11 protein-coding genes are annotated in these 16,397 nt (G+C 47.9%); 4 read left to right on the top strand and 7 right to left on the bottom strand.

Annotation, left to right across the window (positions count from 1 at the left end; genetic code table 11):
• Positions 1–62: 62 nt before the first annotated feature.
• Positions 63–2,864, bottom strand: coding sequence for a DEAD/DEAH box helicase (locus NST20_RS15155; RefSeq protein WP_342399773.1), 2,802 nt, complete (start codon positions 2,862–2,864; stop codon positions 63–65).
• Positions 2,848–4,446: an SWIM zinc finger family protein gene (locus tag NST20_RS15150; RefSeq protein WP_342399772.1), complete on the bottom strand. Its 1,599-nt coding sequence runs from the start codon at positions 4,444–4,446 to the stop codon at positions 2,848–2,850. The genes NST20_RS15155 and NST20_RS15150 overlap by 17 nt, the downstream gene beginning before the upstream one ends.
• Before the next feature lie 352 nt (positions 4,447–4,798).
• Here NST20_RS15150 and NST20_RS15145 point away from each other — a divergent pair, with 352 nt between their 5' ends.
• Positions 4,799–4,942, top strand: coding sequence for an Lmo0850 family protein (locus NST20_RS15145; RefSeq protein WP_013860706.1), 144 nt, complete (start codon positions 4,799–4,801; stop codon positions 4,940–4,942).
• Between the two features lie 95 nt (positions 4,943–5,037).
• Here the strand turns inward: NST20_RS15145 and NST20_RS15140 are convergent, their stop codons facing one another.
• The 3 genes from NST20_RS15140 to NST20_RS15130 form a co-directional block, all read right to left on the bottom strand.
• Positions 5,038–6,420, bottom strand: a complete 1,383-nt coding sequence (locus NST20_RS15140) for a hemolysin family protein (protein ID WP_019720999.1) — start codon at positions 6,418–6,420, stop codon at positions 5,038–5,040.
• A gap of 82 nt (positions 6,421–6,502) precedes the next feature.
• Positions 6,503–6,931 carry a MerR family transcriptional regulator gene (locus tag NST20_RS15135; RefSeq protein ID WP_061574549.1) on the bottom strand — a complete coding sequence of 143 codons (429 nt, stop codon included), beginning with the start codon at positions 6,929–6,931 and terminating at the stop codon, positions 6,503–6,505.
• A 158-nt stretch (positions 6,932–7,089) separates the two neighbouring features.
• On the bottom strand, positions 7,090–8,403 hold the full coding sequence (locus NST20_RS15130; protein WP_017554381.1) for a hemolysin family protein: 1,314 nt from the start codon (positions 8,401–8,403) through the stop codon (positions 7,090–7,092).
• A 442-nt stretch (positions 8,404–8,845) separates the two neighbouring features.
• Between NST20_RS15130 and NST20_RS15125 the strand changes: the two genes are divergently transcribed.
• The 3 genes from NST20_RS15125 (at position 8,846) to murF (ending at position 12,364) form a co-directional block, all read left to right on the top strand.
• Complete coding sequence (locus NST20_RS15125; protein WP_019720997.1) at positions 8,846–9,619, top strand: hypothetical protein; 774 nt, start codon at positions 8,846–8,848, stop codon at positions 9,617–9,619.
• Positions 9,620–9,860: 241 nt separating this feature from the next.
• A complete protein-coding gene (locus NST20_RS15120; protein WP_019720996.1) occupies positions 9,861–10,928 on the top strand; it encodes a D-alanine--D-alanine ligase in 1,068 nt (355 codons plus the stop codon).
• Between the two features lie 59 nt (positions 10,929–10,987).
• Positions 10,988–12,364, top strand: a complete 1,377-nt coding sequence (gene murF, locus NST20_RS15115; RefSeq protein WP_342399771.1) for a UDP-N-acetylmuramoyl-tripeptide--D-alanyl-D-alanine ligase — start codon at positions 10,988–10,990, stop codon at positions 12,362–12,364.
• Positions 12,365–12,447: 83 nt separating this feature from the next.
• Here murF and NST20_RS15110 read toward each other — a convergent pair whose 3' ends face one another.
• Both NST20_RS15110 and NST20_RS15105 read right to left on the bottom strand, forming a co-directional pair.
• Positions 12,448–14,115, bottom strand: a complete 1,668-nt coding sequence (locus NST20_RS15110; RefSeq protein WP_342399770.1) for an alpha-glucosidase — start codon at positions 14,113–14,115, stop codon at positions 12,448–12,450.
• Positions 14,112–16,394, bottom strand: a complete 2,283-nt coding sequence (locus NST20_RS15105) for a glycoside hydrolase family 65 protein (RefSeq protein ID WP_237348671.1) — start codon at positions 16,392–16,394, stop codon at positions 14,112–14,114. The genes NST20_RS15110 and NST20_RS15105 overlap by 4 nt, the downstream gene beginning before the upstream one ends.
• Positions 16,395–16,397 lie beyond the last annotated feature (3 nt).

The following is a 16,397-nucleotide window of genomic DNA, read 5'->3' as shown; positions in this document are numbered from 1 at the left end:
TAATAATAAATATTCAAAAAATATAGGAGAGGGGGAACCTCAGAGCGGGTGCCCCCCTCTATTTAGCTTTGCAGCAAAACCAAATGTTTCAATTCGTCATCGGACAGTTCGGTAACCCAGTTGTCACTTTGGATAATTTCATCGTTCAGCGCCTGCTTTTTCTCAAGCATCGCGTCAATCTTTTCTTCCAGTGTGCCGGTCGCAATCAATTTGTGTACATGGACAAACCGCTGCTGCCCGATGCGGTGCGCCCTGTCCGTTGCCTGGTTTTCAACAGCCGGGTTCCACCAGCGATCATAATGGATGACGTGATTGGCTGCTGTTAAGTTCAACCCCGTTCCCCCGGCTTTTAAACTCAGGAGAAAAACAGGGAACGCCTTGTTTTGAAAATCACGGATCAACTGGTCGCGTTTTGCTTTTGGCATGCTTCCGTTTAAAAACGGAACGTCAAGGCCAAACAGCTCCTTCATCATTTGCCGGATCATTTGGCCCATCCCGATATACTGGGTGAAAATGAGGCACGATTCCCCCGTATTCAAAATGGCTTCTGTCAGCGTTGCCAGTTTTTCCAGTTTAAATGACCGTTCCAAAAGGTTCGCCGGTTTTTCTTCTTTCAGAAACAGGGCAGGATGGTTGCACAACTGCTTCAGACGGTTTAGCATCTGCAAAATCAGCGCTCTTCTGCCAAGCCCACTCAGCTGGGCGATCCCCTTAAAAGCATTTTGCACCGTTTCTTCGTACAATGCCGCCTGCTCTGCCGTCAGCGGGCAAAATTCTTTTTGCTCCAGCTTTTCGGGCAGATTCAGTTCCACATCCGGATCTTTTTTCGTCCGGCGCAGCAAAAACGGCCGGATGAGGCGCTTGAGCTCACGGATTTTTTCTTTTGACCCGTCCTTTTCAATCGGGGCGATGAACCGTTTTTGGAACTGCCTGAACGTGCCCAAATAGCCTTTATTGGCAAAATCAAAGATCGCCCACAGTTCTGAAAGCCGGTTTTCCATCGGGGTGCCGGTCAAAGCAATATAATGCCTGCCCTTTAGTTTCCGGATCGCCCGCGACTGTTTCGTCTCTGCATTTTTAATGTTTTGCGCTTCATCAAGGGCAATCGTGCTCCATTCCACAGCTGACAATGCCTCGAAATCAAGGTGGGCAATCCCGTAGCTCGTCAGCACAACATCGGCATGCTGATAGCAATCCCCCAGGTTTTCTTTTTTCCGGTTCGGCCCGTAATGGAGGGCGGCATTTAAGCCATTTCCAAATTTTTCAATCTCCCGCTGCCAGTTGCCGAGGACAGATGTCGGGCAAATGATGAGCGCCGGATTTGCCGGCTGTTTTGCATGTTTCACATGGAGGAGGTAAGCGATCAGCTGCACGGTTTTCCCAAGCCCCATATCGTCTGCCAGTACGGCGCCAAACCCGCAATCACGCAAAAAGGAGAGCCAGTTTAAGCCAAGCTGCTGATACGGCCGCAAATCGCCCTGAAATCCGGGCGGGATCGGGACGGATGGAATTTCGTCCAGATTGGAAAGTTTCCGGATGAATTTTTTTAATGACTGATTCAGTTCAATTTGAATCCGGGCGAGCGCCTGCATATCCTCTGTTTCTTCTTCGTCCGTTTCCTCTTCGGATCCGGAAGTTTGCGAGAGCAGATCCTGAAGATGGAGGCCCTCTTTTTTGGCCTTTTCCATGAGCGCCTGCAGCGACCGGATCATCTTCGGATCAAGCGTGATCCACTCTTCTCCCGCTTTCACAAAGCGGCGCCCTCCGTTTACGAGGTTTTGAAATTCTTCTTCGCTCATTTCCATCCCGTTTAAGGAAATCCGCCAGTCAAATTCGAGCACTGTATTGAGATTGAAAAAGGACCGGTAGCTTGTGTTTTTTTTCAGTTTTGCTTTCAGCCGCATATTGGCGTTTTTAACAGATGACCACCAGGACGGCAGCATAATTTCCACACCGAGCGGGAGAAGCTTTTCGCTGGCATGAACGAAGAACTCCCATGCGCGGTTTTCTTCAAGTTCATTGCGCAGCTGCCCGTTTTCATCTTGAAGCCAGGGGAACAGTTTTCCCCATCTTGCCTGTTCGAGCCGGACCTCTTCTTCAAACGGCTGCCATTTTTTATACAGCTTTTGCCGGGGGTAGACCAGCATCCGTTCCGGTTTATCACGGCCGCGCAGCACGGTTTCAAGCTTCCAGCGCCCACCGTCAGCGTCCGGTTCAAAAAGGCGGATCCCAATCGTAAAGGGGAGGGACGCTTCGCCCGCCCATAGTTGAAAACGCCGCTTGTCAAAATACGAGGAGAGTTCCCGGGAGGTAAAGCCTAATTTTTTCAGCTCCATGAATTGCCGCTTCAATTTGGGCCGGCTGGTGATAAAAGAACGGGCAGCTTCTCCGTGCCATTCGGAGAGGACGCGGGACAAAGGTTTTTCATCCAGCATCCGGCCCCAAAACGACGGGCTGAACTCATCGATGACGGCATCAGGCAGCTCTATCTCCCATGCTTCTTCTTCCGAAAGTGCAGCCGCCTCAGCAAGCCAGCCGCCGCTTAAAACGGCATCAAGCAGCACGGGAGCCGCAGCCAGATAAATTTGCCCGCGTTCATCCCAATCCCAGCGCAACATCGAACTGAAACCTTCTTTTCCGAGCAGGGACAAAAGCGTAAAGCTGTCGGCCAAAATCCCGCTGCGGTTTCCGAAACGCGTGTACGGTATGAAGGCGCCATAAAAACTTTCTTCATGCCACATCAACAAAGACGGCGCCCAGTAGGAAGGATCGGCTTCGTTTCCGGCCCGGTCTTCGGCATATAAGAAATAACGCCCGCCCGGATCCGGTTGTATATTGATTTTTACATCATATTCCATCTGCATCGGTCAAATTTCCCCTCCTGCATTCTTCCTGAAAAGCGCGCATCCGTTTTGTCCGTTCCTTGATTTCGTCAAAGAATGCGTACCACCTTTCCTCTTCATGGCGTTTCCGGTAAATGGCTTTTAATTTTTTCAAATAGCGGACGGCTTTTTGATAGGACTTCCGGTTTTTTTCCCCGATACAGATGCCGACCGCCCGGTGGTAAAGAGGGAGGAGGACTTCAGGTGCTTGCTTTGCAACCCGTTCGAGTTTTTCTTTTGCCATATCCTCGGGTGTATTGCCGATCAGTGTCTGGAGTTCCGCCCACTCCCTGTATCTTGCGGATAAAAATAAAATATCCCCGTATTTCGGGGCGCTGACAGGCAAAAAGGCGCGGTACAGTTTTTCCAGTAATTTCAGCTGCTGGGCGGAGAGCGCCTGTTCATTGATGGAGCGGAAAAACATGCGCATATAGGCAGCCTTGTCATAGTCATCCCCGCATGTTTCCAAAAGGCGCGGGATCATCGGTAAGGCAGCGGAGATATAGCGGAACAGTCTCTCGTCCGCTTTCAGTTCCAAGAACCAGTACGGCATATATACGGCTGTATGGGTGCCGCTTGCAGCCAGCTGCCTGAGAAAAAACAGCGCGGTGTCGTCATTCCCGAGCAAAAAGGCGAGATGGATGAAGCAGAGCACCTTCGTGGAGGAGAGATTTTCACCGGCATCAATGCTGTTTAAAATTTCCTTCCTTAAACGCGCCTCTTCCTCTTTCCGCCAATTTTCTTTCTTTAGCAGGCGCGACCAGAGGATTCGGTAAAAATCAACGGTTTCAAGTTCGTAGAGGGATACACTTTCTGCCAGCTCACGGGTGTTTTCGCGGAAATAAGCGATAAACGGATCAAAAACAAACGGGAGCGCTGCGGACGACAGCCGGTTTGCCGCCTCTTCCGCTTCGCCGGCCAAAAACTGCATGAGAGCCGCGGACGAAAAAAAGCCATTTTTCAAACAAACCGTGTGAAGGTATTTAAACAATTCATAGGCAGCGGCCAGTCTGTAAAGCGGTTCCCATTCCCGTTCGACCGGCAAAAAAAGGGTGAGCCGGCGGTAAACTTCCCTTGCCGAGAGATCGAGAAGAAATTCATCCTTCACATTGATCTCTTCAAACGCGGTATGGAAATCATCCAGCCACATGCTGATGGTTTGCCCGGTTGTTTCCGGCTTTTTTTTCTCCAGCAAATCGCTTGCCCGCTTCACGGATTGCAGGATGTCCCCGTCCGTACTGCGGCGCTTCCACTCGCGGACCCAGTCGAATACACTGTTTGCTTCACTGTAGGCAGAGAAAAACAAAGCCATCAGGTGGCGGCAAAAACCGTCATGGGGGCAGGCACAGTCAAAATTCAACGGGTCAAGCAGGTCCAGCTCGCAATCCACCGGTGTCACATCCTGGACTTTCCCGCGCAAAAACCGCCCCGAAACCCGTTTGGCATGGACGAGATGCTGGCGGTACAACAGCAGCCCTTTTTGCACCAGTTTCTGGTGGGATTCGCGCTCCGGCTGCAACCGGTTCTGAAGTTTTGTGGCATAATCGTTCAGTAAGGCGGCCATAGGGCGACACACTTCCTTGGAAAAATATGTAAAACGAAAAGCAGACAGACTGCTTCGGTTTGTGGCAAGTGATAATTCAACTATTTAGCATAATACACATTTCTGTTGATGTCCAGTGCGGAAAAGAGGGCAGCCGCAACCGGTCTATTTGTTCTTCTCGCAGACTTGAGGAAGGAAATCAAACAATTTTGATGAAAACCCTTATATTTTTTTAAATTTTTTGCTATATTAAGAGTAAGGCAAGAAAATTTTCATATAAATTTAAGAAATGCCGTGTAAAATCCTATATAGATGGGAATACATATACAGATAAGGAAACAGTACGGAAATCCATGATAGATGAGGTGGTCGTATGAAAAAAAACCATGATCATTTAATAAAGATGATATCGGCTTTTTCGGAAATGGGAATCAAAACCTCCTTTACGAAATCCCGGCTGGAATTGTTCGAAGTGCTCGAAGGGAGAAAGCTGCAACCGGTTTACAAAAAGCATTAATTTCTGTTTTGCGGAGCGGAAAAACGCGGGCGACCAAGCGATCGCCCGCGTTTTTGGATTTTGAATTGGCATCAGAGGGCAGCTGGCACCCTCCATTACTCAAAAGCTTTTAACATTTCAGGATGTCCGGATTCATTTTGAATCATCGGCGTGGGTTCCTGTTTTGCAGTTCGTTTGGCCGGCCGTGCCGCTTTCTTTTTCACTTCGATATAGCGGATATGCATATCTTCCATTTCACTGATCGTAAAGGTGTATTCATCGGATTCAACCGTGTCGCCCTGCTTTGCCTCGAATTTTTTGGTTAAAATCCAACCGCCGAGGGTATCAATGTCTTCATCGGAAATTTGTGTGCCGAGCAGATCGTTCACTTCGCTGATCAGTACTTTGGCATCGATAATAAAGTGGCCGTCCTTGACTTTCCGGATCAGCGGCACTTCATCCATGTCAAATTCATCACGGATTTCACCGACGATTTCTTCCAAAATATCCTCGACCGTCACTATGCCGCTCGTGCCCCCGTATTCATCAAGCAATACAGCCATGTGAATGCGTTCTTTTTGCATCATGACGAGCAGCTCATTAATCGGAATCGTGTCAATCACGCGGATAATCGGCCGTATATACGCTTCCAGTGACGAAGGGGGAGCCTGTTTTTTCAATACATCGGTTAAAACTTCCTTTAAATTGATGATCCCGATAATATGGTCCTTGTCTCCGTCAATGACAGGGTAGCGGGTAAACCGTTCTTCCTGCACGAGGTCCATGAACGTCTGGAGGGAGTCCCCTTTGGAAAGGGAGACAATCTCGGTTCTCGGCACCATAATTTCTTTCGCAATCCGGTTATCAAACTCAAAAATTTTATTTACATATTTAAACTCTGATTGATTGATTTCACCATTTTTATAGCTTTCGGATAGGATAAAGCGCAATTCCTCTTCCGTATGGGCGACGTCATGCCGGGATGCGGGTTCCAGCCCGGCCATTTTTGTAATCAGACCGGCAGAACTGTTCAGCAGCCAAATAAACGGGTACATCAGCCTGTGGAACAAAATTAACGGCTTTGCTGCAAGAAACGCAATGGTTTCCGCTTTTTGAATCGCAACTGTTTTTGGCGCAAGTTCTCCTGCCACGACATGCACAATGGTAATGACAGAAAAGGCAAGGATGACGGAGAAAACGGCGCCAAAAGACCCCGGAAGATGCAACAGCCCGAGTACGGGAGCGAGAAGATGCGAAACGGTTTCTTCCCCGATCCATCCGATCAGAAGCGAAATGATGGTGATGCCCAATTGGCAGGTCGATAAATACTCATCAAGATTTGTGATGATGTTTTTTACCGAAATCGCTTTTTTGTTTCCTTCTTCGATGAGTTGGTCAATCCGGGAACTTCTAATCTTTACGATTGCAAACTCTGAAGCTACAAAAAAAGCGGAAAGTGCGATTAAAATAAAAATCAGCACCAATTTAAATATGTCCAAATAAGTTTCCCTGCTCCGAATAGAGACGGGGCAGGAGTCACCTCCTGTATATTTGCAAAATTAAATGATCCTATTCCCGGTTTCAGCGCCAGACCACTTCCTTGTTTAAAATGGAGGAAAGGGACTGGACGAGTGCCCGGCTGTCTCCTGATAATTGATTGCGCAATGTTTCTTTTTGCTCTTCCGGTAGTTTCTCCAGATTCGGTGTCATATCTTTCAGTTCCATATTGAGCTGTTTTAACTGTTCGGAAAAGAGGTTCAACTGCTGGACCAAGGCATGTGCATTCGATATGCCGTTCCTTCTGCATTCCAGTTTGACCCGGATCGCCTCAAGCGGGAGATGCATTTTTTTGCATTCTTCTATAAATTGCAGGTCACTTACGGCATCTTCGTCATAAATCCGGTAATTTGCGCCGGTGCGTTTTGGTTTTAACAGCCCAAGCCGGGTGTAGTAATCAATGGTCCGTTTTGAAACATTGGCAATGGATGCTAATTCCCCGATGCGGTACAAAGCCCCATTGGAATCACCCCAATCTCTGAAAAAGCACACTTATATTATGACTATTATAAAACATAAATACCATACAGTCAAACGTACCGGTTAGAAATAAAATGTAATTAGGAAAATTCAATTAGTTTAAAAGTGGAAAACCAGTTTGCAGCCCCCCGTTATGAGGAAGCCGCTTCCTGTTTTTTTGATACTTCCACATACAGGACGTGCGAACCTTCCATATCTTTTACTTTGAAATCATACGATTGGAATGGCACGGAATCGCCCTTTTTTAAATCGTATTTCTGTGTCAGCAGCCATCCGCCAATCGTGTCCACGTCATCATCGGGAATTTCGATCGCAAGGAGATCATTTACATCTTCAATCAGCACTTTGGCGTCCAAAATATAATGCGCATCCCCGATTTTTTGGATAAGCGGGATTTCATCCGTATCAAACTCGTCCCGGATTTCACCGACGATTTCCTCTAAAATGTCCTCGACTGTAATAATGCCGGCAGTCCCGCCATATTCATCCAGTAAAACGGCCATATGAGTGTTATCTTTTTGCATGCGGGCAAGGACACCCTGAATCGGCACCGTTTCAATGACATGGATAATTGGATTAATATACGGTTCAATCGTCGCATCGTCCCGGAGATCCGGGTTTGAAACATAATCCGTCAGCACTTCTTTCATGTTGAGCACGCCGATGATATTGTCCTTGTCCCCGTCTGTAACCGGGTAACGCGTATATTTTTCCGATTGTGCAAGCCGGATGAGATCGGCAATCCGGTCGCTCTTGTCGACGGTGACCACTTCTGTTCGGGGGACCATAATTTCTTTTGCGATCCGGTTATCGAATTCAAATATATTGTTGACATATTTATATTCGGACTGGTTAATTTCACCGTTTTTTAAGCTTTCCGACAGAATAATCCGCAGTTCTTCCTCTGAATGGGTGATTTCATTGTCCAATTGCATGTCGAAACCGAGCGCTTTTGTCACAAACCGTGACGACTTGTTCAGCGTCCACGTAAAGGGATACATGATTTTGTTGATGAAAATCAGCGGTTTGGCGACGAGCAGCACAATCGTTTCTGCTGTCTGGATAGCAATATTTTTCGGTGCAAGCTCCCCAACCACGACGCTGAAAAAGGTGATGATGAGAAAAGAAAGAATAAAGGTCACCACGTGGATGAGTGTCCCGGGAACATGGAGTTTGATTAAAAGCGGATTAAAAATCACCCTTAATGTCGGCTCGCCCAGCCACCCGAGAATAAGAGAAATCACGGTGATGCCCAGCTGTGTTGTCGACAAATAGCTGTCCAGGCTGGAAATTACCTTTTTGGCGGAAGCGGCTTTTTTGTTGCCTTCCGCAATGAGCTGGTCAATTCTCGATGTTCGCACCCTTACGAGAGAAAATTCCGAGGCGACAAAAAACGCATTGGCCCCGATTAATAAGACAATAATGAGCAATTTGATCGTCAGCATGGTTTGTCCTGCCAAGAGATGCAAAAATGAATCGTTTTACATGGCCCCTGATTCGGCAAGACATGCACCTCCTTAAGAGACTCTTCCTGTATACTGTTCCCGAAAAACAGGAGAAAAAACGGGGCTTGCCCGGGAACAAGAAAGTACCCGTCGTTTTCTGTATATTCCTATCCATATTTTGAATCATTTTAATAGGAACTGCAAGCACAAGGGCGTCTTTTCCCGGTTAAAAAATGGCAATGCTGGTGAGGGGGTAAACAGTAGTATATGGTTTTGCATTTAGCGGAAATACATTATAATCATCAGTGAGGATAAAGGATGCCCCTTTTTCAGATAGGAATGAAATAAAAATCCAATTTTTTCGCCAACTTTGTTAAAATAAAATTATGAGAACTGGCGGGCTTTAGTTCATAACATGCTTTGCACAATCGGGGGTAATAGTTTGAAAAACCATGGTGGCAACAGGGAGCTCATTTACGTTCACGCGAATGAAGTGAATCACTATGTTTTATCGCACGGCATCTGTTTTTATGAATTTTACCATGCTTTCCCCAATTTGACGAATCTCCTTCTTCTCCGTCATCAATTTGAGGCGGGCACTGTAAATTTACATACGCTGTTTGAATATGCGGATGAAGAAACAATCGGGCGGCTGCTGGAAGAAGACATATACAGCTACGGGGATTTTTGCTGGGTTGATTTTGAGGATGAGGAAGGGCTCGATCTGCTGGAGGGGTATGAAATTGCGGAATTGCTGTATCTGAGCCATATGAAACATCATTTGCGGAGGCCTTTTTACCGGAAATTAAATAACCGTTTCGTCTATTTATCGCAGGATGACGGCTACTACAGCAAAATTTATTTCCGTTCTTTCCGTGATTTTTATGCGATGCTTGGCTGTGTAGTTGCCGAGCGGATCAACAGGATCAAAGGAGAGAAGCCGTTTCTGTTCGGGCGGAAAAAGCGGAAAGCGCTGCCTGCTATCCCGGTGGAGGTGCTGTTGCCTCTTTTGGATAAAATGAAGGAAGGGATGGTCATTTCAATGGAATATGCCGTGCAGACCCGGGTGCAAATTGAAATCCCGTTTTGGACGATCGGCGATTTTCATGATATGGATGAAATGCACGAAGAATATGCCGTCATCTCCGGCACGCCAATCGATGGAAAAATGGTCTATGACCGCAGGATGCAGGAATGGAAAATTTTAATCCATTAGACGCCCATGTGCGGTGAACGCTGTACCAGCGCAGCAGATGGATGAAAAGCAGCTGGCGCAATGTTTTAGGATAGAAAAGCGGGGAAGCCACCCCGCTTTTCATTATACACGTGTTACACAAATGCCTGTTTTGACATACAATAGGGAAGAAACTGAACAAATCAAAATGGCAAATTTGGCGCACACCGGGTGTGTAAAATGTTAAAATAGGAATATCCTGTTCGTATGATGGAGGATGACAATGAAAAAGAAAATCTGTTTGCTTTACGGCGGAAAATCCGCTGAGCATGAAGTATCCCTGCAAACCGCCAAAGCTGTAATACAGGCCTTGGATCACGAAAAATACGATATTTACCCTATCTTCATTACAACGGAAGGGGACTGGATAAAAGGGCCGCTTTTAACCGGGCCTGTTGAAACCGTGAAACAGCTTGAATTCCATGACGGAAAGAAAATGGCCCCTAATGCGCTTTTAACCACCGTATCGGACGAAAAGGGCGGCTATGACATCATTTTTCCGCTGTTGCACGGGCCGAACGGGGAGGACGGCACCGTACAGGGCATGCTTGAACTGTTAAATCTGCCGTATGTTGGAAATGGCGTGCTTGCCTCTTCAGCCGGAATGGATAAAGTGATTATGAAAAACCTGTTTGCGCAAGCCGGGCTCGACCAGGTGAAATATGTTTCTTTTATCCGCAGCGAATGGGAAAAAGCGCCCGAAACCTGTTTTCAACAAGTGGAAGAAAAGACCGGTTACCCTTGTTTCGTCAAGCCGGCGAATCTCGGTTCAAGTGTCGGGATCAGTAAGTGTAAAGACCGCACAGAACTGGAAGCCGCATTTAAGGAAGCTTTTCAATACGACCGGAAAATCATTGTTGAAGAAGGCGTCACGGCAAGGGAAATTGAACTTGGCGTGATCGGGAATGACGATCCGCAATGTTCCGTTGCCGGCGAAATTGTCGCGAAAAAAGATTTTTACGATTATAAAGCGAAATACGAAGATGGGGATACGGCGTTAATCATTCCGGCCGAAATTTCCGAAACGGTATATAAAAAGCTAACCGAAGCTGCGATTACGGCATTTAAAGCACTCGACTGCTCGGGGCTGGTGCGCGCTGACTTTTTTGTGACAGAAGACGAACGGGTGATCATCAATGAAATCAATACGATGCCCGGATTTACGCCATTCAGCATGTTTCCGCTTCTGTGGAAAGAGGCGGGGCTGGATTACCCGCAGCTGATCGAAAAGCTGATTGAACTTGCCCTGGAGCGGCATGCTGAAAAACAGCGGATTAAATATACTTTGTAACGAATTTGGAACCATTGACAATGGTTCCCGTTCTGTTTTCAAGGAGGAAAAGAGCGAAAATGATCAGACGGACGATCCGGGAAATGACCGGAATGATCCATGTGGAAAACGGGGAAGAACTGCAGCGCAACGAAACGCTTGTACAAGGTGTATGCATTGATTCGCGCAAAATCGAAAAAGGCAATCTGTATGTGCCGCTTACAGGTAGGCATGCGGACGGCCATCAATTTGTGGAGGACGCATTTCGCAGAGGCGCAGCTGCATCCCTCTGGCAAAAAGATGTGCCGAACCCGCCGGCGCACGTGCCGCTTCTTATCGTGGAAGATACAGAGAAAAGCCTGCAGGAATTGGCAAAAAGCTACCGGAACGCCTTGCGGGCAAAAGTCGTCGGCATTACCGGCAGCAACGGGAAAACGACGACAAAAGATATGGTCGCCTCCGTCCTTTCCGAAAAATTTAAAGTGCAAAAAACAGAAGGCAATTTTAACAACCACCAGGGCGTTCCGTTAACGCTCCTGTCCCTTGATGAAGATACGGAAATCGCCGTGGTGGAAATGGGCATGAGTGCAAAAGGGGAAATTTCTTTTCTAACATCGATTGCCCGCCCGGATGTGGCCATTATTACAAATATTGGCGAGGCGCATATTCAAAATCTCGGTTCCCGTGAAGCGATTGCCGATGCAAAACTCGAAATTACAGAAGGCCTTCCGGAAAACGGGCTGCTGATCTATATGGGGGACGAACCGCTTTTGCAGGAACGGGTGCCAAACATTACCGGCATCCGGACAAAGACGTTCGGCAAAGGGCACGGAAATGATCTTTATCCGGTGGGATGGAGACAAGAGACAAACGGCAGCGCGTTCCGGACAAATGCTTCGGGGGATATCGGTTTTCATCTGCCTGTCCTTGGCGAATACAATGTTATCAATTCGCTTGCCGCCATTCTTGCCGGCCGCGAGTTTGGCATGCCATTTGAGGAAATCCGCGCAGGCCTAGGGAAAACGAGGCTGAGCGCAATGCGGATGGAAATGGCGGATGGCATCAACGGTTCAAAAATCATCAACGATGCATATAATGCAAGCCCGACGTCGATGCGTGCGGCCATCCGGCTTGTGGAGCAGTTTGAAGGAACGGGCCGGAAAATCCTCGTGCTCGGGGATATGCTTGAACTAGGTGAAAAGGAAGCGGCGTTTCACAGGGAGGTCGGCCGCAGCTTGAACCCTGAAAAAATTGATTTTGTTTTTACATATGGCAAGTTGGGCCGTTTGATCGCGGAAGCTTGCGATTTTCCGGGCAACCGCGTGTTTGCGTTTGAGGACAAGGAGCGGCTGATCGATATGTTGAAAGGAAGAATCGGAGCCGGCGATTTGATTCTGGTCAAAGCCTCAAGAGGCATGCAGCTAGAAGAAGTGGTAAAGGCCATTACAGTTTCATAAAGGAAACAGCAAAGAGCCCCTCATACGCAGTATGGAGGCTCTTTGCATAAAAAGGCCATCGGGCAAAAACCGCACGCAAAAAACTATTTTTCCAGATAGTAAATGGCCGCTTCATACGGGCGGAACAGCGTGCTTGTGCCAGTATCTTCATAGTTTCCAAGCAGCAGTTTCCAGTTGCCATCCGGCTGGTCAAAGCTTACCGTGTTTTCGCTTAAGTTGGCGGCAACGAGCAGTTTTTCCGATTCATTTTCTCTCGTGTACACGTACAAATGCGGATGGTCCGGCATCAGCAGCTCATACCGGCCGTCTGTAAACACATCGTATGAATGCCGCAGCTTAATCAAAGATTGATAGTAATAAAAAATCGAATCAGGCTCTTGAAGCGCTTTTGCCACGTTGATCTCCGAATAGCGGGAATTGACTTTAAGCCACGGTGTTCCGGTTGTAAAGCCGGCATTCAGGCTGCCGTCCCACTGCATCGGCGTCCGTGCATTGTCACGTCCTTTTTTTCGGACAGCTGTTAAAAATTCATCTTTCGACATGATATGGTTTTCTATCACAAGCTCTTGATAAGCATTCCGGATTTCAATGTCATCATATTCTTCGAGTTCGAGATCGGCGTTCACCATCCCGATTTCTTCCCCTTGATAAATAAAAGGGGTCCCTTTCAGCCCGTGCAAAATGGTGGCAAACGCTTTGGCACATTCTGCCCGGTACGTTGTATCATTGCCCCAGCGCGATACCACCCTCGCCTGGTCATGGTTTTCAAAATAGAGCGCATTCCAGCCGGTATCCGCGAGCTCATATTGCCAGCGGGAAAGGATTTGTTTCAATTCGACCAGGTCAAAAGGCTTCAAAGCCCATTTGCCGGCAGGGCTGCCCGGTTTCGTATCGACATCCATATGTTCAAAATTAAAAATCATATTGAGTTCATGGCGGTCCGGCCCTGTATATTTCCTGGCGATTTCGACATCGGATCCGATGGCTTCCCCGACAGTCATGCAGTCGTATTTTGACAGCACTTCGCGGTTCATTTCCTGGATGAACGCATGGAGGCGCGGCCCGTTTGCATGATACTTGCCAATGCCGTATTTTTGCCCTTCCGGAAGTTCATAATCAGGAAAATCAAGAAACTTGGAAATCGAGCCGATCACATCCATGCGCCAGCCGTCCACCCCTTTATCCATCCAGAACTTCATCATATCGTAAATCTCTTTCCGCACTTTTTCGTTTTCCCAGTTTAAGTCAGGCTGTTTCTTTGAAAAATAGTGCAAATAGTATTGCCCGGTTGTTTCGTCGTACTCCCAGGCGGAACCGGAAAACATCGAACCCCAGTTGTTCGGAGGGGTGCCGTCCGGTTTCGGGTCTTTCCAAAAATAAAAGTCGCGGTACGGATTATCCTTCGATTTCCGGCTTTCGACAAACCAGGCATGTTCATCGGAGGTATGGTTCACGACAAGATCCATTACGATTTTAATCCCGCGTGCATGGGCTTCGTCAAGCAGGCGGTCCATATCTTCATTTGTCCCGAACATCTTGTCGATCTTGCGGTAGTCACGGATATCGTAGCCATTGTCATCCTGCGGCGAGTCGTACACCGGGCTGATCCAGATGCAGTCGATCCCGAGTGTTTTCAAATAGTCGAGCTTATCCATAATTCCCCGCAAATCGCCGATCCCGTCACCATTTGTATCATAAAAACTGCGCGGGTAAATCTGGTAAACAACGGCTTTTTTCCACCATTCTGTCATGACAGCTTATACTCCTTCGTGTACGTATTTGTTAGATGGATGAATTCCCCATATAACTTCAATTGAAGCGGTTTGCCTTCCAGAAGGGAGACGGCGACTTCTCTTTTGTTCACTTTTACTTCAAGGAGGCGGTGCCGGTAATTGACTTTGAATGCGTATTCACCCCAGTCTTTCGGCAAAAACGGCGCAAACGACAAGGTTTCATGGAAGGTGCGCATGCCGGCAAACCCGTGGACAATGGAGAGCCAGCTTCCGGCCATGGACGTGATGTGCAACCCGTCTTCCGTATCATGGTTATAGTTGTCAAGATCAAGCCGGGACGTGCGTTTATACAGTTCGACCGCTTTGTCTTCTTTCCGGAGCTCAGCCGCCAGAATCGCATGGACGCAAGGGGAGAGGCTCGATTCATGGACGGTGAGCGGTTCGTAAAATTCAAAATGGCGCCGCTTTTCCTCTATTGTAAACTCATCATTGAAGAAATAAAACCCTTGCAGGACGTCTGCCTGCTTAATATAACAGGAGCGGAGGATCCGGTCCCATGACCAGTGCTGGTTGAGCGGCAGGTCTTCTTTCGGGAGGCAGGCGGCCGGTTTGATCGGTTTATCCAGGAAGCCGTCCTGCTGCAGAAAAATGCCCAGCTCTTCATCATACGGGAAATACATCCGGCCGATAATATCCTGCCAATGCGCGCGTTCTTCATCCGTAACATTCAGCGCGGCTGCTTTTTCCGCACCGGCAAAGTCAAGGGACGCAAGGGTGTATTTAAGCGTCCAGACGGCAATTCGGTTTGTGTACCAGTTGTTGTTGACGTTGTTTTCATACTCGTTCGGGCCGGTTACGCCATGGATCATGTATTTTTGCTTTCGCTCGGAAAAATGGACGCGGTCGGCGAAAAAGCGGCTGATGCCGACGAGGACATCAATCCCGTACTGGCTGATGTAGGCTTTATCGCCGGTGTAATTGACATAATTGTAAATGGCATAAGCAATGGCGCCGTTCCGGTGAATTTCTTCGAATGTGATTTCCCATTCGTTATGGCATTCGATTCCGGTAAAAGTGACCATCGGGTATAAAGCGCCTTTCAGCCCGAGTTTTTTTGCATTTTCATACGCCTCGGGGAGCTGATGGTAGCGGTAGAGCAGTAAATTTCTTGTGACTTCCGGCGTGGCAACAGACAGATACATGGGTACGGCATAGGCTTCTGTATCCCAGTACGTCGCGCCGCCGTATTTTTCGCCGGTGAAACCTTTCGGGCCGATGTTTAAGCGCGGATCATCGCCGTAATAGGTCGAAAAAAGCTGAAATAGGTTAAAGCGGATCCCTTGCTGGGCTTCCGGATCGCCGGAAATGCGGACGTCTGCTTTCTCCCACCGTTTATGCCAGGCTGCTGCGTGCTCCTCATACAGCTTTTCGTACCCGTTTTCCAAAGCCTGTTCAAGCAATTCGTAGGCGCGGGGAAGGAGCGCATCCTTTTCATAGTCCCGGCTTGTCGTGACAGAAACCATTTTATCCAGAAGGAGCGACTCGTTTTCGCCGAGCGTTTTTTCATATACATGGCCGGCATAAAGCGTATCCGACTCACAGGAAGCAAGCGTTGCCTCCGTCAGATTGCCCATGGCGGCGGCTACGGTAAAACGGGGAACGCCAAACGGGTTTTCAATTGTTTCCGTGACAACCGCGGCCTTGTCTTCCGTTGCCTCAGACCGGATTTCCGTCCAGAACATTTCATCATAATTGGCGTCTTCGTTTTTGACATTGCCATCCAGAAAAGGTTTTAATGTGAGTACGGCCGGATTGCCAAGATTGGTGGCACGGATTCGGATCGCGGCAATTTCTTTATGGACAATGCTGAAAAAGCGTTCAAATTCAATTTTGACTTTCTTGCCGGACTTTTCGACAAGATAGGAATGGCGCAAGACGGCATTTTTCATATCAAGTTCCAGCTGAAATTGTTCGAGCGGGTCCAGAAACAGGTCAATTTCCTCTTGATCAATCCAGACGCGCAACCCGGCAAGATTGACCGCGTTAATGACTTTTCCGAAATAATCGGGATAGCCGACTTTCCACCAGCCCACCCTTGTTTTATCCGGGTACCAGACCCCTGCAATATATGTGCCCTGGTGATGATCCCCGGAATAAGACTCCTCGAAATTTCCGCGCATTCCCATATAGCCGTTTCCTAAAGAAGTAATGCTTTCCTGAAGCCGGATATGTTCACGGTGGAGCTTCGTTGTTTTTAAAGTCCATTCATCTACATCGAAAAGCCGGTTGTAATACATTAG

Source organism: Weizmannia sp. FSL W8-0676, assembly GCF_038593015.1.
Classification (GTDB): Bacteria; Bacillota; Bacilli; order Bacillales; family Bacillaceae_C; genus Weizmannia; species Weizmannia coagulans.
Note: the sequence above shows the minus strand (reverse complement) of the source record. Positions and strands in the feature narration are given on the sequence as shown.